This window comes from Allobrachymonas sp. (genome assembly GCF_041912815.1).
Taxonomy (GTDB): Bacteria; Pseudomonadota; Gammaproteobacteria; order Burkholderiales; family Burkholderiaceae_C; genus Brachymonas.
The window spans coordinates 1-21,003 of the sequence record NZ_JAYRLV010000011.1; the positions used below are offsets into that span (position 1 = coordinate 1).

At 68.1% G+C, this 21,003-nt stretch carries 16 protein-coding genes, 1 pseudogene and 1 riboswitch; of the genes and pseudogenes, 13 read left to right on the plus strand and 4 right to left on the minus strand.

Annotated features, from left to right (window positions below; translation table 11 throughout):
- Positions 1 to 337: pseudogene (locus ACE3P9_RS09020) on the minus strand (transposase); the annotation flags it as partial.
- A gap of 55 nt (positions 338 to 392) precedes the next feature.
- Positions 393 to 2,087, minus strand: coding sequence for an ArnT family glycosyltransferase (locus ACE3P9_RS09025; protein ID WP_374493494.1), 1,695 nt, complete (start codon positions 2,085 to 2,087; stop codon positions 393 to 395).
- Between the two features lie 305 nt (positions 2,088 to 2,392).
- Here ACE3P9_RS09025 and ruvB point away from each other — a divergent pair, with 305 nt between their 5' ends.
- The 11 genes from ruvB to metF all read left to right on the plus strand — a co-directional run bounded on the left by ruvB (position 2,393) and on the right by metF (position 15,413).
- Positions 2,393 to 3,460, plus strand: coding sequence for a Holliday junction branch migration DNA helicase RuvB (ruvB, locus tag ACE3P9_RS09030; RefSeq protein ID WP_374493495.1), 1,068 nt, complete (start codon positions 2,393 to 2,395; stop codon positions 3,458 to 3,460).
- A gap of 413 nt (positions 3,461 to 3,873) precedes the next feature.
- Positions 3,874 to 5,304, plus strand: a complete 1,431-nt coding sequence (locus ACE3P9_RS09035) for a glycosyltransferase family 2 protein (protein WP_374493498.1) — start codon at positions 3,874 to 3,876, stop codon at positions 5,302 to 5,304.
- Complete coding sequence (locus ACE3P9_RS09040) at positions 5,301 to 6,002, plus strand: hypothetical protein (protein ID WP_374493499.1); 702 nt, start codon at positions 5,301 to 5,303, stop codon at positions 6,000 to 6,002. The genes ACE3P9_RS09035 and ACE3P9_RS09040 overlap by 4 nt, the downstream gene beginning before the upstream one ends.
- The gene (locus ACE3P9_RS09045) at positions 5,999 to 7,054 is read left to right on the plus strand and encodes a hypothetical protein (protein WP_374493501.1); all 1,056 of its coding nucleotides are present in this window, start codon (positions 5,999 to 6,001) and stop codon (positions 7,052 to 7,054) included. The genes ACE3P9_RS09040 and ACE3P9_RS09045 overlap by 4 nt, the downstream gene beginning before the upstream one ends.
- Positions 7,051 to 8,928 carry a hypothetical protein gene (locus tag ACE3P9_RS09050; RefSeq protein ID WP_374493502.1) on the plus strand — a complete coding sequence of 626 codons (1,878 nt, stop codon included), beginning with the start codon at positions 7,051 to 7,053 and terminating at the stop codon, positions 8,926 to 8,928. The genes ACE3P9_RS09045 and ACE3P9_RS09050 overlap by 4 nt, the downstream gene beginning before the upstream one ends.
- Before the next feature lie 64 nt (positions 8,929 to 8,992).
- On the plus strand, positions 8,993 to 10,228 hold the full coding sequence (gene wecB / locus ACE3P9_RS09055) for a non-hydrolyzing UDP-N-acetylglucosamine 2-epimerase (protein ID WP_374493504.1): 1,236 nt from the start codon (positions 8,993 to 8,995) through the stop codon (positions 10,226 to 10,228).
- 11 nt (positions 10,229 to 10,239) lie between these two features.
- On the plus strand, positions 10,240 to 11,142 hold the full coding sequence (locus ACE3P9_RS09060) for a YaiO family outer membrane beta-barrel protein (protein WP_374493506.1): 903 nt from the start codon (positions 10,240 to 10,242) through the stop codon (positions 11,140 to 11,142).
- A gap of 24 nt (positions 11,143 to 11,166) precedes the next feature.
- Positions 11,167 to 11,949 carry a hypothetical protein gene (locus ACE3P9_RS09065; RefSeq protein WP_374493508.1) on the plus strand — a complete coding sequence of 261 codons (783 nt, stop codon included), beginning with the start codon at positions 11,167 to 11,169 and terminating at the stop codon, positions 11,947 to 11,949.
- Between the two features lie 60 nt (positions 11,950 to 12,009).
- Positions 12,010 to 12,097: riboswitch (S-adenosyl-L-homocysteine riboswitch) on the plus strand.
- 78 nt (positions 12,098 to 12,175) lie between these two features.
- Positions 12,176 to 13,612: an adenosylhomocysteinase gene (gene ahcY, locus ACE3P9_RS09070; protein ID WP_374493511.1), complete on the plus strand. Its 1,437-nt coding sequence runs from the start codon at positions 12,176 to 12,178 to the stop codon at positions 13,610 to 13,612.
- Between the two features lie 92 nt (positions 13,613 to 13,704).
- Positions 13,705 to 14,460 carry a TlyA family RNA methyltransferase gene (locus tag ACE3P9_RS09075; RefSeq protein ID WP_374493513.1) on the plus strand — a complete coding sequence of 252 codons (756 nt, stop codon included), beginning with the start codon at positions 13,705 to 13,707 and terminating at the stop codon, positions 14,458 to 14,460.
- Positions 14,461 to 14,570: 110 nt separating this feature from the next.
- Positions 14,571 to 15,413: a methylenetetrahydrofolate reductase [NAD(P)H] gene (gene metF, locus ACE3P9_RS09080; protein ID WP_374493515.1), complete on the plus strand. Its 843-nt coding sequence runs from the start codon at positions 14,571 to 14,573 to the stop codon at positions 15,411 to 15,413.
- A 70-nt stretch (positions 15,414 to 15,483) separates the two neighbouring features.
- On the opposite strand, the gene ACE3P9_RS09085 is transcribed toward metF, so the two are convergent.
- The gene (locus ACE3P9_RS09085; protein ID WP_374493516.1) at positions 15,484 to 16,395 is read right to left on the minus strand and encodes a DUF808 domain-containing protein; all 912 of its coding nucleotides are present in this window, start codon (positions 16,393 to 16,395) and stop codon (positions 15,484 to 15,486) included.
- Positions 16,396 to 16,465: 70 nt separating this feature from the next.
- Positions 16,466 to 17,716, minus strand: coding sequence for a tyrosine--tRNA ligase (gene tyrS, locus ACE3P9_RS09090; RefSeq protein ID WP_374493518.1), 1,251 nt, complete (start codon positions 17,714 to 17,716; stop codon positions 16,466 to 16,468).
- Between the two features lie 395 nt (positions 17,717 to 18,111).
- Between tyrS and ACE3P9_RS09095 the strand changes: the two genes are divergently transcribed.
- Together ACE3P9_RS09095 and ACE3P9_RS09100 are read left to right on the plus strand one after the other, a co-directional pair.
- The gene (locus ACE3P9_RS09095) at positions 18,112 to 19,683 is read left to right on the plus strand and encodes a M23 family metallopeptidase (RefSeq protein WP_374493520.1); all 1,572 of its coding nucleotides are present in this window, start codon (positions 18,112 to 18,114) and stop codon (positions 19,681 to 19,683) included.
- A gap of 48 nt (positions 19,684 to 19,731) precedes the next feature.
- Positions 19,732 to 20,934, plus strand: coding sequence for an anhydro-N-acetylmuramic acid kinase (locus ACE3P9_RS09100; RefSeq protein ID WP_374493522.1), 1,203 nt, complete (start codon positions 19,732 to 19,734; stop codon positions 20,932 to 20,934).
- The last annotated feature ends 69 nt before the right edge of the window (positions 20,935 to 21,003 follow it).

Consider the following 21,003-nt stretch of genomic DNA (forward strand, 5'->3'; position numbering starts at 1 on the left):
CGCGTCGCAGATCAAGAACTTGCTTGAGGCGCTGCGCCCCAGTCTCTTGCGGGCCGCGCCAACCTGATTTTTTTAATGCCTGCTCGAGCAGGCTCACCCCATCCCTGTCCACCTCGCTCCACTTGGCAAAGTACGAATGCACCGTACGCCACTTGGGAAAGTCACTGGGCAGCGCTCGCCACTGGCAGCCCGTGCGCAGCAGGTACAGCACAGCGCAAAACACCTCGTACAGATCCACCGTCCTGGGCTTGGTCTTGCGACGGGCAGTTTCCAGCAAGGGCAGGATGTGGGCAAACTGGGCGCGGCTGATGTCGCTGGGGTAGGTCTTGGTGCGCATCCATCGATTCTCTCTGAATCTGCTATCGGATCGTGAACACGTTCTTAGCCTCGTCCTATCGTGAGACCGGCGCGGGGCATCCGGCCAGCCGGTGGGCATCTGCCGGAGTGAGCTGCCACAGCCGGCGGTGGTCGCGGTCCGAGGCGGGGGCCTGCCACACGAGCGGAGCATGGGCCAGCAGCGGCAGAGTGCGTTCCACATCGACACTGCCCCAGAGCCACAGGGTGTGGGTCAGTGTGGGGCTGCACAGGCGCTGGCGGAACTGCGTGAAGGTGAGCAGGTTGTCTTGCCGGACGGCGGGATCGAACTCCCCGGCATCCCATAGCTCCTTGCGCCAGGTGTCGCCCCACATGGCTTCGGGGTCGTCCCATACGCTGACGATCCAGGAGGGGGTGGGCTTGGCCAGATGGAACTGCAGGTCGGAGGCCAGGCTGTCGAGCATGACCACCTGATCGCCCGGCTGCAGGCGCGGGGCGAGCCAGCGTGCGGCAGCAGCGGCAGGCTGCGGGCGCATGAGCGTGATGGCGATCACCGTGGCCAGGCACAGCGCCACTGCGCCCAGCACCGTGGCACCGACCAGCCGCGGGGAGGGGCTGCAGGCATTCGCTGCCATCTGCTCGGCTGAGGCTGAAGAACTGCGGGGCTGTTCGCTCGAGATGCCCATCCCGATGCGCACCACCAGGAAGGCCCAGGCCGGCAGCACGGGCAGGATGTAGCCCACCAGCTTGGATTCGGGCATGGAGAAGAAAAGAAGAATGAGCAGCAGCCAGACCACGGCCAGGCGGTCGAGGCCGGCGGCGCTGTCGGGCGGGACGGGGCGGCCCCAGGCTCCCATAGCCGGCAGACTGCGTGCCGCCGGGCCGGAGGACCGGCGCCAGAGCGGGCGCAGGAACCAGAGGGTCCAGGGCAGGCACATGAGGATCAGCGTGGCGGGATAGAACCAGGCCGGGTGGGCATTGTTGAAGCCGCCTGCGGCAAAGCGCTGGAACTGCTGGTAGACGAAGAAATAGTGAAAGAAGCCCGGAAAGCGCTGTTCCATGGCTCCATACCATGGCAGCACCACGACCGCAAAGAGCCCCATGCCCACGGGCGAAAGCAGTCGCAGGATATCGGCTCCGCGCCGCTGCCAGGCCAGCCACACCAGCAGCACCCCGCCGGGCAGCACAATGCCGATCAGGCCCTTGGCCAGCACGCCCAGTCCGGCCAGTCCGTAGGCGATCCAGACCCAGCGGCGGAACGGGCGCTGCCGTTGCGCCTGCAGCACGGCATGGGCGCCCGCCAGAATGGTGACGCTGATGAGCGCGCCGACCAGCATGTCCAGATTCAGGTATTGCCCACCCCCGAACAGCAGCGGCATGGTGGCGAGCACGAGCAGGGTCCGGCCGGCAATGCGCGGGCCGGCATGGCTGCGCAGGAAAAGGTAGGTGCCCATGCTCATGGTCCAGGCGGCCAGGGCAGCGGGCAAGCGGGCGACCCAGGGTGCCGCCCCCAGCAGCTGCATGGCTCCGGCAGCAAGCCAGTAGTACAGCGGAGGCTTGTGAAAGAAGGGCATGCCGTCGAGGCGTGGGGTGATCCAGTCCCCGCTGAGCAGCATGTGCAGGGCCACGCTGCCGTAGCGCCCTTCGTCCGGCATGGCGAGGGGGCGTATCCCAATGGTGGCCAGCAGCCACAGCGCCAGCAGCACGCCCGGCACAAGAAAGGGATGGCGCGCGCAGCGGGCGCGCCAAGGGCACAGGGAGAGGGAGGGCATGGGCCTGAGGGAGTGGGGTAAGGCGGAAAGACCGTAGGGCACCGAGCAGACGGTGCCGCCGCCAGCGGGCTTCGATGTACCACGCCAACAGCCGAACTGGAGCCGCAGAGCGGTTGCGCATGCTACAGGAAAAACGTGACGCCTAGATGACATTTGCGTGACGCGAATATGTCATCCGGGTGTCGTGCGGCATGACCTGCCTCCGGAGGGGATGCTGGGGGATGGGGGCTTTGCACAACCGCGCCCATCTGGCCGACAATGGGCGGCCTGTGTTTCGCCCCCGGTGGGCGCCGATGGATACCCCCATGCCCCTGCATACCGACAGTCTTTCCACCCTGGATTCCGAACCGGCACCGCGCATGGTGTCGGCTGCCCCCGTGTCGACGGGCGAGGAGGTGCTTGAACGCGCCCTGCGTCCGCGCCTGCTCGATGAATATGTGGGGCAGCACAAGGTGCGCGAGCAGCTCGAGATCTTCATCGGTGCGGCCCGCAAGCGGGGCGAGGCGCTCGACCATGTGCTGCTGTTCGGTCCGCCGGGGCTGGGCAAGACCACGCTGTCGCACATCATTGCGCATGAGCTGGGCGTGAACCTGCGTCAGACGAGTGGCCCCGTGCTCGAAAAGCCCAAGGACCTGGCAGCCCTGCTCACGAACCTCGAGCCCAACGATGTGCTGTTCATCGACGAGATCCACCGACTGAGTCCGGTGGTCGAAGAAATCCTCTACCCGGCGCTGGAGGACTACCAGATCGACATCATGATCGGCGAGGGCCCGGCGGCCCGCTCGATCAAGCTCGACCTGCAGCCCTTTACCCTGGTCGGAGCCACCACGCGCGCGGGCATGCTCACCAATCCGCTGCGGGACCGCTTCGGAATCGTGTCGCGGCTGGAGTTCTACACGCCGGAGGAACTGGCCGCCATCGTCACCCGCAGTGCGCGTCTCATGGAGGCGCCCATCGACGCCGAAGGCGCCTTCGAGATCGCGCGCCGCAGCCGCGGCACCCCGCGCATTGCCAACCGCCTGCTGCGTCGGGTGCGCGACTATGCCGATGTGAAGGGCACCGGGCGCATCACGCTGGACATGGCCCGCAGGGCACTGGCCATGCTCGATGTCGATCCCCAGGGCTTCGACCTGATGGACCGCAAGCTGCTGGAGGCCGTGGTGCACCGTTTCGATGGCGGGCCGGTGGGACTCGACAACATTGCGGCAAGCATCGGGGAGGAGCCCGGCACCATCGAGGATGTGATCGAGCCCTACCTGATCCAGCAGGGCTTCCTGCAGCGCACCCCGCGCGGACGGATCGCCACATCGGCCGCCTACCGGCACCTGGGCGTGCTCCAGCCCGAAGGGGCGCAGCCGGGAGGGCTGTTCTGAGTGCGCCGCCCAGTGAGGGGATGTCGTCTGGGGGGGCAAAGAGGGTTTCTGGCCTTGTGGAGCGGCTGGTTTGATGCATAAAAGATGATTCAAATCATGGGGTTGCTCCGCTCGGCTGGCGTTGCGTTGCGGAAACATCTCTCCTTGAGATGACGCAAAGTGAGGGGGATTTCACAGGAAGAAACCATGATGGGAACGGTTCGCACCGGGAGCGGATGCACTGCACTTCTACAATGTCATGACCGCCAGTTTTAAGGAAGGACATGTACATGCATGCAGCTTCTCATGCTGGCAAGGGCTCCCCGTCGGGACATTCTGTCTGCGATGCGTCATGAGGGGCAGGCCCTGGGAATGGCAGCTCCGATGCAGGTGCCATGTCGGTGGGCAATGGTTGCAAGGAGGGAAGACAGGGCATGATGGGGCTGTCGTCCGGATTCTGGGAAGTGCTGCGCGGTGCCCTGATGGGCATCGTGGTGCTGCTCGCCTTCTATACCGCGCGCCATGTCATGTTTTCCCTGCAGCGGCTGTTCGGGAGGCAGCGCGGGCTGTATGCGCCCGTGGCGCTCGGGCCCTGGCCCCGGGTGACGGTGTTCATTGCAGCGCACAACGAGGAGGAGGTGATTGCCGACTGCCTCGAATCGCTGCTCGCGGTGGACTATCCGCACGAACTGCTGACGCTCATGCCGGTCAATGACCGCTCCAGCGACGGAACCTACGACATCATCGAGTCCTATGTGCGCCGCTATCCCGGGCGCATCCGGCCCTTTCACCGCAAGGACGGCAAGCCGGGCAAGGCGGCAGCCCTCAAGGACGCCACGCAGATCGTGCGCGACCACGGGCTCGGGGACATCATTGTGGTCTTCGATGCCGATTACACCCCCAGCCGCAGTCTGCTCAAGCAGATTCTGGCGCCATTCTTCGATCCGGAGGTGGGCTGCGTGATGGGGCGCGTGGTGCCGCAGAACGCGGGGGTCAATCTGCTCACGCGCATTCTCGACCTCGAACGTTCGGGCGGCTACCAGGTCGACCAGCAGGCGCGGGAGAACATTGTGGGCGTGCCCCAGTATGGCGGCACCGTGGGCGGTATCCGGCTGCGTGCGCTGGCCGATGCCGGAGGCTGGCACGACGACGTGCTGGCCGAGGACACGGATCTGACCTTCCGGCTGCTGCGCACCGGCTGGCGCACGGTCTACATCAACCATGCCGAGTGCTACGAGGAAGTGCCCCAGAGCTGGGCGGTGCGGGCCCGCCAGATCGGCCGCTGGGCCAAGGGGCACAACCAGGCACTCGCCCGTCACGGCTGGCGCGTGCTGCGCCAGCGCACCATGCCCTTTGTGACGCGGATCGACGCCACGGCGCTGCTGGGCGTCTACATCATGGCCCCCATCCAGATGCTGGGATGGATGCTGGCCCTGCTGATGTTCTATGGGGAGCAGGGGGCGAATGTGCTGGCATATCTGTCGCTTGCCACGGTGATGGTGTTTTCGTGCTTCGGCAACTTTGCTGCGTTCTTCGAGGTGGCAGCGGCCGTGCATCTGGATGGACACCGGGGGCGGCTGCGGCTGTTGCCCCTGCTGGGCGAGGGCTTTCTGGTGAGCGTGGTCAGCATCACCAAGGCGACGCTCGACCTGATGGTGCTCGACCGCCTGCTGAACCGGCAGTTTCAGTGGGACAAGACGGCCCGCTACCGCCGTTCGCAGGGGGCAGCGGCCTTGCCGGGCAGCGTGCCGGTTTCTGGGGGGGGCCTGTCGCCGGCATTGCCCGCGCCGGGAGGACTGCCTGCCGGACATGCCGCTGCACCCGGCCCGGCTGCCGTGCCTGCGACGGAAGGGAGGGCGGCATGAATCTGCCTTCCTGGGGCTGGGCCATTCTGCTGCTTGTGCTGACACTGGTCTGGTTTGTGCTGCCGCTCGTTCCCGCGTTCTGGGAGCTGTGGCGCAACCGCGATGCAGATCCCGTGGAGGTCGATCCGCTGGGCTCGGCGCTGATTCCCCTCTCGGACGGCAGCCTTGATGTCGATGGCGCGGCGGGGCCCGTGAGGCTGGCGGCAGGCCAGCGGTTTTACCGTGTGCAGGGAAGCTGCATCCGTTTTGGACGGGGGCCGTGGCTGGAGGATCGTCCCGATGCCCTGGGGGTGCATGTGGCCTTCGATGAGCGCCCGACCACCCACGCGGGGTCGCTCACGATCCCGCGCGGACAGACGCTGCAGGGCAGTCAGGTGGTGCATGGCGATCTCGTGATGGAGGAATCCAGCGTGCTCGATGGCAGCGCCAAGGTGCATGGACAGGTGCGCATGGCGCGTGGCTGTCTGGTGACTGGCACGGTGTTCGGCATGGACCGCATGGCCGTGGGGCCGGGCGGGCGTCTGCGCGGGACCGTGTCGGTGCAGGAGTCGCTGCACATCGCGGCGCATTGCGCGCTGGGCTGGGCCGACCAACCCGTCAGTGTGTCGGCCCGGCGCATCGTGGTGGGTGAAGGCACCACCGTGCATGGCGTGATCTGGGCGCTGATCCAGGGACGGGTGGAGGCGGAGGCTGCATGAAGGCGCCACGGACTTCCCTGCTGGTGGCGTGCCTGGGGCTGGGCACCGCCCTGGCGTTCGGCAGTGGCCAGGCGCAGGCGGCCGGTGCTGAAGGTGTCGCCGGCGCGCCTGCAGCGGCCGCATCGCCGGGGCTGTCCGCCTTTGTCACGCCCGACGGCGCCCTGCGGATCCGTTCCCGTGGCCACGCCTCGCTCCCCGGCCAGCCCGAGATCGACCCCTATTTCGCCACGCAGGCGCTGATCATCGAGCGCCGTGCGGGCAACCGGCAGGCCGATGCACTGGTGGTGGGCTGGCTGCGCTGGCTGCTGCCCCGGCAGGGGGCCGATGGCCGCATCGCCCGGTTCTGCGGTGCGGACGGGGTATGGCGAGCCTGTGCTCCGGCGGATGCGGACGATGCCATGGCGGCTTCGCTCATCGAGCTGCTGGCGCGCAGCCGCGACCTGCTGCCGGCAGCGATGCACGCGTCTGCGGATGTGGCCGACCGCCGGGCCCATGCCCTGCTGCGCCAGCTGCGCCGCCCGGATGGGCTGTACCGGGCCCATGCAGGAGAAGGCCCGGCCTATCTCATGGACAACGCCGAGGTGCATTCGGCCTTGCTGGCTGCGGGCCAGCGGCAGGAAGCCGCAGCGCTGCAGCGTGCCATGGAGCATACGTTCCATCACGGGCCGGGACTCTGGTCGCCCGCCGATCCGGCCTATGCGGAAGGGCCGGCGTTCTATCCGCATGCTGTGGCGCCGACCTATCGGTGGCGCGAGGGGCTCATCGATGCACCGGCGCTGCAGGCGGAGGCGGCAGCCTGGCTTGCCCTGTACGGGCGGGCATGGCTGGAACGCACGGCCGACCCCTATCCGTGGGGCATCGTGGCCTGGGCCATGCATACCACCGTGCCACGGGCGGCCGGCTGCTGGCGGCTGCGGGCCCGTGCCGTATGGCCCACGGCGTACTGGACTGTGCTCGATCAGGCAGTGGAAGATGCGCTGGCGCTGCAGGGCATCGTTCCGGCCGTGGCGCCCGAACTGTGTCCCGCCACCGGCAGGGGGGAGGGGGCATGACTGCGACGCGTCCCCAATTTCTGCGCTGGGAGGTGATGCTGGCCCTTGTGGTGCTGGCTCTGGGCTATTTTGCGTGGCAGGACCAGCGTGCCGCGCCGGTGCAGGAGGGGGCAGTCGTGCTGCTGGTGCCGGACGGCATGTCCGCCAGCGCGCCGCAGGCCCGCATGTGGCGCGACGCTGCCTCCGAGGAGGGGGTGCAGCTCCAGGTGCTGGCGGTGAGCGAGTGGGCGCGCGCCGTCACGCGGCACCACCGGCAGTGGCCTGCGCTCATCGTGCCCGACACTTTTCAACGCAGCCTCGATGACACGGCGGTACGCCTGCTGCGCGAACAGGTGCGTGCCGGCACGCGGCTGATGCTGGTGTACGACGCCGGCCTGCTGGACGGGCAGGGGCACTATGCGCCCGGAGCGTCGCGCTTCTCGGACCTGACGGGGATGCAGTATGGCCTCTATGACACGCTGCACGCGGGCATGACCACATCGAGCCAGATCCGGGGTTCGGCCGCCATGATGGAGCATCTGCAGATTCCGCCGGGCCGGTATCTTGATCTTCATGCCGATTTCCAGCATGACTCGGTGATGTTCAGCGGGCGGCCCATGAGCCGCGAAGTGGCCGTCAACGGCTACCGGCAGGGCGATGAGGGGCAGACCTTCCCGGTGCTGGTCACGCGGGGCCAGCCGACGCAGGTGCTGCTGCACTCCGAGCAGGGCTACCCCATCCTGTCGCGGCAGGTGCTGGGCAAGGGCGAGACGCTGTTCGTCAACCTGCCCATCGGCTATCTCAAGCAGCGCACCGACGGCATCTTTCTGTCGGGCATGCTGCGCTATTTCGTGCAGGACATGCTCGGCTGGCCACGTCTGGCCAATACGCCGGACGGCAAGGGCGGCATCGTGCTGAACTGGCACGTCGATTCGACTCCCGCCATTCCTGCACTGCAGGAGCTGCAGAAAGCTGGAGTGCTCGACGAAGGGCCGTACTCCTACCACTTCACCGCCGGGCCCGATGTCTACCACCCCGGCGATGGCGCCGGCATGAACGTGCCGGCCAATCCCGAGGTGCGGGCCCTCATCCAGGATCTGGCGCGCAGGGGCAATGCCATCGGCGACCATGGCGGCTGGATCCACAACTACTTCGGCGAGCGCATCAACGACAGCAACGGCCCCGAGTACGTGCAGTATCTCGACCTCAACCAGCAGGCCCTGACCGCGGTGCTTGGCTACGCTCCGCGCGAATATTCAGCGCCGGTTGGCAACACGCCGCGCTGGACCCTGCGCTGGCTCGAGCAGCACCACTTTCTGGGCCTGTATCTCACCGGCGACATCGGCATGGGCACCACCCGCACCTGGCTGGGGCAGGAGCGCCTCAGCCCCACACTGTGGATGTTCCCGGTGCTCACCATGGGGGAGCTTGCCACGGCCGAGGACGTGCACCAAGAGGGCGTACCATTGGCGCTCTACAGCGACTGGCTGGGGGCCGTGGTCCGTTTCGTGCGGGAGAACCAGGCCGTGCGGCTGGTGTATTTCCATCCGCCGGGCGCCGTCATGGTGCTGCCGGCCGTGCGGACCTTCGTGCAGGAGATGCGTGCCTGCCGGCTCGCCGGTGACTGCCGCTGGTTCACGCTCACCCAGATGGCGGATTTCATGAACCGGCGCGAAGCGGTCCAATGGACGCACACCCTTGCGGCGGAGGGAGACGTGCTGTCCGCATCCGCACCGCAGACGCTGGCGCAGATGAGCTGGTGGGTGCCCCAGGCACGGTTCGGCCGGCCGGAGGTGCTCTCCGGACAGGTCCGGATCGACGCCCATGGGAACCAATGGCGCATCACGGTCCTCTCAGGAAAGGACATCCGCGTGCGCCTGCCGCATGCACGATGAGCTGCAGTCACGAACATCACAAGAATGTCACAGGGCCTCGTGCCCCTACAGGGAGGAAAAGAACATGCATACCCTTCATAGCGCGCCGGTCGTGCTGGCCATGGGCACACGGCCCGAGATCATCAAGATGGCCCCGGTGGCCCTGTGTCTGCAGCGGCTGGGTGTTCCCGTGCGGATCCTGCATACCGGCCAGCATGACGAGGAGATGGCCCTGCCGCTCTACCGCTTCTTCGGCCTCGTGCCCCACGCCAGCCTGACGCTGGAGCGCCGGCAGCCGGGGCTGGCTGCGCTCTCGGCCGAGCTGCTCGACATCATCACTGCCCAGCTCACGGACTGGCGTCCCTCGGCCGTGCTGGTGCACGGCGACACCAGCAGCGCGGCCATGGCGGCACTCGCCGCGTTCTACCAGCGCATTCCCGTGGGGCACGTCGAGGCAGGGCTGCGGTCGGGGCAGATCTATGAGCCCTTCCCCGAGGAAATGAACCGCCGCCTCATCGGGCAGCTGGCCACCTGGCACTTCGCGCCCACGGCCCGGGCCGTGTCCAATCTGCGCCGCGAGGGGCTGGAGGAGGGCGTGTTCGAGGTCGGCAACACCGTGGTCGATGCCGTGCGCTGGGCCGATGCCCGCCTGCGCCGCATGGCCGAGGAGGGCGCGCCCCTCGATGTGCCTGCGCTCGACTGGTTTGCCCGCACGGGCTGCAACCGCCTGGTGCTCGTGACCGCCCACCGGCGGGAAAACTGGGAGGCCATGAGCCAGATCGCCAGTGCCGTCAACGACATTCTGCTGGCCGAACCCGGGCTGGCCGTGGTCTGGCCCCTGCACCCCAATCCCGCCGTGCAGCAGGCCGTGCGCACCGTGCACGACGCCGTGCCCGAGGCCGTGCGTCGCCGCTGGCTGCTGGTGGCGCCCCAGGACTATCCGTCCATGGTCTCGCTGATGGTACATTCCGACGTGCTGCTGTCCGACTCTGGCGGCGTGCAGGAAGAGGGCGCCTCGCTGCACCGGCCGGTGCTCGTGCTGCGCAACGTCACGGAACGACCCGAACTCATTTCGAGCGGTGCGGGGCGCCTCGTCGGCACCGACCGCCGCCAGGTCGCCGCGCACACCCTGGAGCTGCTGCGCGATGCAGCGGCCCGGCAGCGGATGCAGACGCCCGTCAATCCCTTCGGGGATGGCCAGACCGGCCAGCGCATTGCCCGGCTGGTGGCGCAGGGGGTGCGACGTGGCGGGGCGGTGCCTCCCCAGGCCGCCGAGCCGCCTGCCGCACCCCGCAGCGTTCCTTCCGTTCTTCCTGCCTGAAGCGTTGTCCCATGCGTATGTCCCTGTCTGTTTCCCTGTTCCGCCCCGTCGGGCTGCTGCTGGCCACCGTGTGTGCGGGGTCGGCGCTGGCCGCCGAAGCCGCCGACACGCCAGCCGTGGCCCCCGCCGCTGCAACCCCTGTGGTGCCTGCGGCCACGGCAGCCGAAACCACCGCGCCCGTGGAGGCAGTGGCTGCAGCCACCGCCCACGAGATCGAGATCGGCGGCAGCCATGCCGGGCTCAGCGACGGCAGCGCCAGCTGGCGCGATGGCTACGTCAAGGGCACGCACGGCTTCGGGACCCAGGGCACCCTGGCGTGGGAACTCGATGCCCAGCGGCACTTCGGCGAGCAGGGTACTCTGGGCAGCATTGCCTACACGCGCGACCTGACGCCCGACTGGTATGGCTCGGCCGGCCTGAGCGCTGGCTCTGCCAGCTACATGCCCCGTGTGCGCACCGACCTGTCGGTGTACCGCAAGTGGCTGGAGCGCCGGCAGCTCGTCACCGGGCTGGGACTCATGTGGTCGCGCAGCGGCGATGGCGTCCACCACGACCGTGCCGCCACCCTCAGCGGGTCCTATTACTTTGCCGATCTGCCGCTCGTGGCCCAGACCGGCGTGGTGGTCAACACCTCCAGCCCCGGCTCCGTCACCACGCGCCGATGGTTCGGTGCCGTCACCTACGGACAGGCCCGCCATTACTACCTCACGCTGCGGCACGACGTGGGGCATGAGGGCTACCTGCCCGCCGGGCAGGATGCTGGCAGGGCATTCGATTTCTACAGCCGCGTGACCACGGCCTCCTGGCGCCAGTGGATCACGCCGCGCATGGGCTTTGTCGTGGGCGGCGAGCACTACGTCAATCCCTACTATCGCCGTCAGGGCGTCACGGCCGGGCTTTTTGCCGATTTCTGAGCGGCTCCCGCAGCGCTGCAGTCCATGCCGGCCGGTCCTCCCCATTCGCCCTTCAGCCGGCCTCCACCTCCGCGGGCCAGCCGACGCTATCCGCTGCGTGCCACGACCGTGGTCGGCAATGTGCTGCTCACGGCAGCGATGCTGGCGCTGGTATGGCAGCTCTGGCCCTCCATTGCCCGCTGGTGGTTCGAGGGGCTGCAGTTCTGGCTCACGCGGATCGATCTGCCCGGCCTGAGTCTGCAGCGCCTGCCGCCGCGCCTGCCGTGGGACGAGGCACCGCTGCGCATCCGGCTCGACACCCCCCTGCCCACGGGCACGCAATGGTGGGGCTGGGTGGTGGTGAGCGCCGCAGCCTTTGGGCTGTCCCTGCGGCTGTCGCGCGAGCGGCTGCCGCTCATCTATCTGCTGCGCCTGCTGGTGCTCATGCAGGTCAGTGCGCTGGTGTACTTCTGGTTCTGGCCCGCCCGCCTGCCGCTCACGCTGGCCCATTTTGCCGAAGACGTGGTGCAGGTGGCAGGCACGCTGCTGTTCGTCACGCCGCTGCTGCACGGCATCATCCTGTACGTGTTTCCCATTCCGCTGTGGCATAAAGTGCTGGCCACGGGGCTCTCGCTCGGCTTTGTGGTGGTGGCACTCCCCCTGCATGTGAGCGTCCTGATGCTGCTGGTCTCATGGGGCTCGGCCATGCTGCTGCCGCTGCTGTACTTTCTGGGGACGCTGCTGCCCTATCTGATGGGGCTCATCGGCATCTACGGCGACATGCTGTCGCTGGCGCCGGGCGAGCATTCCCTCCGGCATGAGTGGTGAGCGCGCGGGGCAAGGGCCGGGCAGCTGGCGGGGCATACGGGGCGCCGCTATAATCGGGCTCCTTCCAAGGAGCGTTGCAACACCGGGCCCCGTGCAGAGCCATCCGGTGTCAGGCTTGGCATCATTTCCTCAACGACGCTCACCCCCCTTGATCCGGTGCGGTGAGCCTGCGTGTTCCTTCAGGAACTCCGTACCGGTAGTCATTACCGTTTTTCAGGAGTCTCCCATGAATGCCCCCCACGCTCCCGTGGCCCCTTCCGACAGCGCCATCGCCGACATCCAGCTCGCCGACTGGGGCCGCAAGGAAATCCGCATCGCCGAAACCGAAATGCCTGGCCTGGTGGCCATCCGCGAAGAATACGCGGCCCGCCAGCCGCTCAAGGGCGCACGCATTGCCGGCAGCCTGCACATGACCATCCAGACCGCCGTGCTCATCGAGACGCTGCAGGCGCTCGGTGCCCAGGTGCGCTGGGCTTCGTGCAACATCTTCTCGACCCAGGACCATGCTGCCGCCGCCATCGCGGCCGGAGGCACGCCGGTGTTTGCCATCAAGGGCGAAACGCTGGAGCAGTACTGGGACTACACCCACCGCATCTTCGAATTCGGCGCAGCCGGCACGGAAGGCGAAGGCCCCAACATGATCCTGGACGACGGGGGCGATGCCACGCTGCTGATGCACCTGGGCATGCAGGCCGAGCAGGACGCCAGCGTGCTCGATCATCCGGCGAGCGAGGAAGAACGCATTCTGTTTGCCGCCATCCGCAGCCACCTGGCCGCCGACGCAAGCTGGTACAGCCGCAAGAGCGCCCAGATCCTCGGCGTGACCGAAGAAACCACCACCGGCGTGCACCGCCTCAAGGAAATGTCCGCCAAGGGCACGCTGCGCTTCCGCGCCATCAACGTCAACGACAGCGTCACCAAGAGCAAGTTCGACAACCTGTACGGCTGCCGCGAGTCGCTGGTCGACGGCATCAAGCGCGCCACCGACGTGATGGTGGCCGGCAAGATCGCCGTGGTGTGCGGCTATGGCGATGTGGGCAAGGGCTGCGCACAGGCCCTGCGGGCACTCTCTGCCCAGGTCTGGGTGACCGAGATCGACCCCATCTGCGCTCTGCAGGCCGCCATGGAAGGCTACCGCGTCGTCACCATGGAATACGCCGCCGACAAGGCCGACATCTTCGTCACCACCACCGGCAACCGCGATGTCATCCGCTACGAGCACATGGCGCGGATGCAGGACCAGTCCATCGTCTGCAACATCGGCCACTTCGACAACGAAATCCAGGTGGCCGAGCTGGAAAAGCACTGCCGCTGGGAAGAGATCAAGCCGCAGGTCGACCACGTCATCTTCGAGGACGGCCACCGCATCATCCTGCTGGCGCGCGGACGCCTCGTGAACCTGGGCTGTGCCACCGGCCACCCGAGCTACGTGATGAGCAGCAGCTTCGCCAACCAGACCCTCGCGCAGATCGAGCTCTTCTGCCACGCCGACTCCTACGACGTGGGCAAGGTCTACGTGCTGCCCAAGCACCTCGACGAGAAGGTCGCGCGCCTGCAGCTCAAGAAGCTCAATGCCCAGCTCTCCGAGCTCACCGACACGCAGGCAGCCTACATCGGCGTGCCCAAGGCCGGCCCCTACAAGCCCGACAGCTACCGCTACTGATCGGGACGGCCGTCCGTTCGCCTGTCCGCCCATTTGCCCGCCGCAGTCTCGTCCTGTGGCGATCCCGACCTTCCTCGTCCTCCGAACTGCCCATGCGCGCCGATCAGCTCCTCGTGGAACGTGGCCATGCCGCCAGCCGCAGCCAGGCCCAGCGTCTCATCGCGGCCGGCGTGCGCTGGCGGCTGCCCGGTGCTGCCTGGCAGACTGTGCGCAAGAACGGCGAGGAGCTGTCCGCGCAGGCCGAGCTGCAGCTGCAGGATGCCGCCGAGGCCCGCTACGTCAGCCGTGGCGGACTCAAGCTCGAAGGGGCACTGCAGGCCACGGGGCTGAACCCCGCAGGCTGGCAGTGTCTCGATGTCGGCCAGTCCACCGGCGGCTTCACCGACTGCCTGCTGCATGCGGGGGCCGCCCATGTGGTGGGGCTCGACGTCGGCCAGGGCCAGCTCCACGAGCGCCTGCGCCACGACCCGCGCGTGACGGTGCACGAAAAGGTCAACGCACGCGACCCTGCCGCGCTGGCCACCGTGCTCGGTGCGTCCGGCAGCGGCTTCGACCTGCTGGTGGGCGACGTGTCCTTCATCTCGCAGACGCTGGTGCTGCCGGCGGTGCTGCCCCATCTCCGCCCGGGCGGGCAGCTGCTCATGCTGGTCAAGCCGCAGTTCGAGCTCCAGCCCGGGCAGGTCGGCAAGGGCGGCATCGTGCGCGATGCGCGGCTCCATGCCGAGGTGGAGCAGCGCATTCGCGCGGCCTGTGCCGCCCTGCAGGTGCAGGTGCTGCACTGGCTCGACAGTCCCATCGAGGGCGGCGACGGCAACCACGAATTCTTCGTGCACGGCAGGCGGGCCTGAGGTCCAGAGTGCCGGGCTCCTCCGCATGGCGTGTGCCCGGACTGCCGGCTTGTCTGGTCGATGCCTGACCGTCCATTTTCAGAACACCCCCATTCCTTTCGAGAGATGCCATGACCGCTCCCTCTTTCAGCTTTGAATTCTTTCCGCCCAAGACCCCCGAAGGCGCCGAAAAGCTCCGCACCGTGCGCCGCCGGCTCTATGCGCTGCAGCCCGAGTTCTGCTCGGTGACCTACGGAGCCGGGGGCTCCACCCAGCAGGGCACCTTCGACACCGTGTGCGCCATCCATGCCGAGGGCATGGCGGCCGCCAGCCACTTCTCGTGCATCGGCGCCACGCGCGAGCGGGTGCGCGAGCAGCTCGACGAACTGCTGGCAGCCGGCATCACCCGGCTGGTGGCCCTGCGCGGCGACCTTCCCAGCGGCCACGGACTCGGGGGCGAATTCCACCATGCGAGCGATCTGGTGAGCTTCATCCGGGTGGAAACCGGCGACGCCTTTCACATCGAGGTGGCAGGGTATCCCGAGGTGCATCCCCAGGCGCGCAGCCCCCAGGCCGACCTGCGGGCGCTCAAGGCCAAGGTCGATGCCGGAGCCAATGGCGTCATCACGCAGTATTTCTTCAACGCCGATGCCTACTTCCGCTTTGTCGACGACGCGCGGGCACTGGGCATTGCCACGCCCATCGTGCCCGGCATCATGCCCATCACCAGCAGCAGCCAGCTCATCCGGTTTTCCGATGCCTGCGGCGCCGAGATTCCCCGCTGGCTGCGCCTGCGACTTCTGGAGCTGGGGGACGACACCGAGAGCATCAAGGCTCTGGGCACCGAGGTGGTGGCCGGCATGTGCGAGCGCCTGCTTGCCGGAGGTGCGCCAGCCCTGCACTTCTACACCATGAACCAGAGCGCCGCCACCCTGGCGATCTGTGCCCATCTGGGACATGCACCGGCTGCGTAACGCAGGGGGCTGAGCGGAGGTCCGGCGGCCTGGCTGCCGGACGGTTTGTGGCGGAGGAAAATTCGGCCGTTCAGCTGCGGCGGGGGATCAGCCGCCGGGCCAGGCTCACGCCGGCGAGCACCACCGCTCCGAGCATCAGCCCGACGCCCATGTGGGCGCCCATCACGGCCACCGAGCCGGCCAGACCGCCCCAGTGCAGCTCCACCCCATGCAGCCCGTGGGCCAGCGGTCCGATGCCGTGGGACAGAATGCCGCCGCCCACCAGGAACATGGCCAGCGTGCCCAGCACCGAGAGCACCCGCATCAGCCAGGGCATGGCGTTCACCAGCGCATCGCCCAGCCGCTGCCCTGCTGCCGTGCGGGAGCGGCGGCGCAGCCAGAGCCCGAAGTCGTCGATCTTCACGATGGCCGCCACGATGCCGTAGACCCCGAGCGTCATCAGCACGGCCACCAGGGCGAGCACCGTCAGGCGTTCCGTCAGCGTGGCCTGGGCGGGCAGGGTGCCCAGGGTGATGACAATGATCTCGGCCGACAGCACGAAGTCCGTGCGGATCGCGCCACGGATCTTGTCGCGCTCGGCCGCTGCCACATCGGGGGCCTCGTTGGCGCGCACCACTTCGGCATGGTGGGCGGCCACCTCGTCCGGGTGGGGCCGCAGCGAGTGCATGACCTTCTCGACGCCTTCGAAGCACAGGTAGGCCCCGCCCAGCATCAGCAGCCCCTGCACCAGCGCCGGCCAGAGCGTACTGACGAGCAGCGCCAGCGGCACCAGAATGGCCTTGTTCACCAGCGAGCCCTTGCACACGGCCCACACCACAGGCAGCTCGCGCCGGGCATCGACTCCGGCGACCTGCTCGGCATTGAGCGCCAGGTCATCGCCCAGCACGCCAGCCGTCTTGCCGGCGGCCACCTTGGTCATGGCCGACACATCGTCGAGCAGGGTGGTGATGTCATCGAGCAGGGCGAGGAGACTGGTGGCCATGGGGCAGACTGGGAAAGGGGGGCTGCAGGGAGCGGAGTGGGGCGAAGAAAGACCGGCTGGGCGGCTGCGCTCAGGCCAGCGTCGCGCGCAGGAACTTGCGCTTGCCGACCTGCAGCACATAGGTGCCGGCGCCGAGCTTGAGCCCGCGGTCGCTCACCACCGAGCCATCCACCCGCACGCCACCGCCGTCGATGAGACGGTTGGCTTCGCCCGTGCTCGCCGTGAGGCCGCTCATCTTGAGCAGCACGCCAATGCCCAGTGCTCCACCGTCACCCAGCGCGAGCGTGCGCTCGTCGATCTGGTCCGGAATGCCGCCCTTGCTGCGGTTGATGAAATCCTGCTCGGCCGCGTCGGCCGCAGCGGCGCTGTGGAAGCGGGTGGTGATCTCGCGTGCCAGCATCACCTTGGCGTCCTTGGGGTTGCGTCCGGCCTCCACCTCGCGGCGCAGGGCGGCAATGTCGTCCTCGCTGCGGAACGACAGCAGGGTGTACCAGCGCCACATCAGCGCGTCGCTGATCGAGAGCACCTTGGCGAACATGCTGTTGGGCGCTTCGGTGATGCCGATGTAGTTGCCCTTGCTCTTGCTCATCTTGTCCACACCGTCGAGCCCTTCAAGCAGCGGCATGGTCAGGATGCACTGGGGTTCCTGCCCGTATTCCTCCTGCAGGTGGCGGCCCATGAGCAGGTTGAACTTCTGGTCGGTGCCGCCGAGCTCCAGGTCGGCGCGCAGGGCCACCGAGTCATAGCCCTGCATGAGCGGGTAGAGGAACTCGTGCACGCTGATGCTCTGCCCGGCATGGAAGCGCTTGTGGAAGTCGTCGCGTTCCATCATGCGGGCCACCGTGTACTTGGCGGCGAGCTCGATCATGCCGCGCGCGCCCAGCGCATCGCACCATTCGCTGTTGTAGCGGATCTCGGTGCGCGAGGGGTCGAGCACCCGGCTGGCCTGCTGGTAGTAGGTTTCGGCATTGGCCTTGATCTGCTCGGCAGTGAGGGGCGGGCGGGTGGTGTTGCGCCCGCTCGGATCGCCGATGAGGCTCGTGAAGTCGCCGATCAGGAAAATCACCGTGTGCCCCAGGTCCTGGAGCTGCCGCATCTTGTTGAGCACCACCGTGTGGCCCAGGTGGATGTCGGGCGCCGTGGGATCGAGCCCCAGCTTGATGCGCAGAGGCTGGCCGCTGCGTTCGGCCTTGGCGAGCTTGCGCACCCAGTCGTTCTCGGGCAACAGCTCGTCGCAGCCACGCCGCGTGACCTGCAGCGCATGCGCTATCTCAGGAGTGATTTCCAACTGCTTGTTTTCGCTGATATCGGGGGTGTGCATAAGAAAATTCTGAAGCGCGGCAGGAGCTTGGGAACCCCCGCCGGATGATGGGCCTTGTTGCAATTTTTCAGGCTGGCGACAGAGAAAACTGCCATACTGCCGCTCGCGGGGCATGTGCATCGGGCCGTGCCACACGGCCATGGATGCCCCGCAGGTCGCCCGCCATTTTATGCTTTTGCCATGGGGCCGGGGGGTGTGCTCCCGGCACGCTGTGTGCCGCTGCACTTCCCTGCCGACCGTCCGTGAGACAGGCGGTGCGGGTGACCCATTCCCCTTTTCTGCCCGGCGCGCCGCGCCCCTGCGACAGGTGTGCATGTCACACTGTCGGGGCCAGGGAGCCTCTTTCCGTGAAGGCCACGGACGTCGCGCCCTGCATGCCATTGTCGCCTGTGTGTATGACCTTGCCCGATCAGTTGCCCGTTTCCGTTTCTCCCAGCGTTCCGTCTTCCTCCCCCTCCACGGCTTCCGATGGCCCCACCGAGGCGTCCGTTGCCGCCGTGCCCTCTGCACGTCTGTCCGGCATCACCCGGACCCTGGCGGAGGCTGCAGCCGAGGCGCGTGACTGGCTGCGGCGCCATCCCCTGATGGGCGCGGGAGCGGCTGGGGTGTCGCTGCTGCTGGGAGCCGGAGCGGCCTACGCTGTGGCCACACCCACCCTGTCGGGGCCTGTCACCGTGCGCCAGGTGCGCGAGCAGGTACAGCCCCTGTTTGCCCTCGACGAGCAGGAAGCGGCTCTCCAGGCCCATCCCTCCACCTTCTACCGCAGCACCGAAACCCGCGAATCCGACACCGCCTCCTCCCTGCTGTCGCGCCTCGGGGTGAGCGATGCCGCAGCCGAGGACTACCTGCGCGCCACACCCGAAGTGCGCACCACCGTGCTGGGGCTGCAGCGCCGCCTCGTGCAGGCCGCCTATACGTCCGATCTGCGGCTGCAGAGCCTGCGGGTGCAGTGGCTCGATGCCCAGGACCCCCATCTCAGCCATCTGCTCGTCATCGAGCGCGATGCGACCTCGGGGGCGTTCGGGCATCGCACCGCTATTGAGGTGGCCGACGTGCAGCCGGCCCTCGCCACCGTGCCGCTGGGGGGCAACTTCTTCCGCGATGCGGCCGCCGCACAGGTGCCGACCGCCGTGGCCGAGCAGGTCCTGCGCATCTTCGATCCCGTGGTGGACACGGCGCGCATGGCCCGCAAGGGCGACCACCTCACCGTGGTGTACGAGCAGATCTCGCTGGGGGGCCAGGTCGTCGGCCATGGCCGCGTGCTCAGCGCCACCGAGCATGTGGCCGGCAAGGATTACCGCGTCGTGTGGTTCCCAGCCAAGGGGACGGCAAACACCTCCCGCACACCGGTACCGGCAGACGCCGATCTGCAGGCCCCTGCCGGCGATGGCCAGACCGCCGACGCCACCCCCGAATACTTCACCCCCGAGGGACACAGTCTGGCCGACCGCCCGGTCTACCGCGCGCCGGTGCCCGGGGCGCTGGTCACCAGTCCCTTCGAGCCCTACCGCATCCACCCGCTGTTCGGCACGGCCCGCCCCCATACCGGCATCGATCTCGGGGCGCCTGTCGGAACTCCCGTGCACGTGGCTGCCGACGGACGGGTGCGCTTCGCGGGCGAGCAGACGGGCTACGGCAACGTCATCATCGTCGAACACGGCAAGGGCCGTGCCACCCTTTACGCCCACCTGAGCCGCATGGACGTGCGCGCCGGACAGCGTGTGCGCGCCGAGGACGTGATCGGCGCCGTGGGCACCAGCGGCTGGACCACCGGCCCGCACCTGCACTTCGAGACCCGGGTGCGCGACGTGCCCATGGATCCCCAGGTCGCCCTCAAGGAAGGACACACCGAGCGCATTGCCGCCGGCCAGCGTGCCGCCTTCCGGCGCGTCGTGGCTGCGGCCGAGCGCGACTGGCACTATGCCCAGGACGCCCTGCCGCAGACCCAGGTGGCCCGCGCCGACTGACATCGCATCGCGGCTGCAGGGCAGGGCCTATCGCCTATCATCCCTGCCATGAATGCCCCGACTTTGCCCGATCTCCGTTCTTCGTCGTCGCCCGCGCCTGCTGCCCATGATCCGGCAGCGTCGGCAGGGGTGCTGTGCATCGGGCTCATGTCCGGCACTTCGCTGGACGGGGTCGATGGCGTGCTTGTGCGCATCGCCCCCCATCGGGCGGATGCCCCCCTGCAGCTTGCCACCCTGGCCTTTGCCGGCATCGACATGCCGCAGGCCCTGCGTGCCGAGCTGCTGGCCCTCAACACCCCGGGCGAGCACGAACTCCACCGCGCCGCGCTGGCTGCCAACGCTCTCATGCGGCTCTATGCCGACTGCATCCACACACTCTGCGCCCAGGCAGGGGTGCCGCCTGCCGCCGTGGCGGTGGCCGGGGCCCATGGCCAGACCGTCCGGCACCGGCCCGGACTGTACGACGGCACCGGCTACACCCTCCAGCTCGTCAATGGGGCCCTCCTCGCTGAGCTGGCCGGCATGCCGGTTGCCTGCGATTTTCGCAGCCGCGACGTGGCAGCAGGAGGGCAGGGGGCACCTCTCGTGCCGGTCTTCCATCAGGCGCTGTGGGGCCGGCAGGGGCAGGCGCTGGCCGTGCTCAACCTGGGAGGCATTGCCAACCTGACCCTGCTGCAGCCAGGACAGCCACCTCTGGGCTTCGACTGTGGCCCGGCCAATGCCCTCATGGACCACTGGTGCCTGCAGCACACCGGCCTGGCCTATGACGCCGATGGCGCCTGGGCCGCGCAGGGCCGTGTGCACGCGCCGCTGCTCGCACGGCTGCTGGCCGAGCCCTTCATCGACCAGCCTCCGCCCAAGAGCACGGGGCGCGATCTCTACAACCCCGCATGGCTCCTGCAGCAGCTCGAACCCTTTGGGGCGCTGGCCCCGGTCGACGTGCAGGCCACGCTGACGGCCTACACGGCCCAGGCGGCCGTGCTGCATCTGCAGCGCCATGCCTCGGCGGTGCGGCAGCTGGTGGTGTGCGGGGGCGGCGTGCGCAACGGCCAGCTCATGCGCCATCTGGCCGCGGCCCTGCCGGAGGTGCAGGTGCAGTCCTCTGCCGCATTGGGGGTCGATCCCCAGGCTGTCGAGGCCACTGCCTTTGCCTGGCTGGCACACTGCACGCTGGCCGGGCAGCCGCTCGACATGCGTGCCATCACCGGCGCACGGGGACCGCGCGTGCTTGGCTGCCTGTACCCGGCCTGAGCCATCGCCAAGGGCGATGGCAGTGTGGGGGCTGGCTGTGTGCAGGAGGGCAGGGGCAGATCAGGGAGC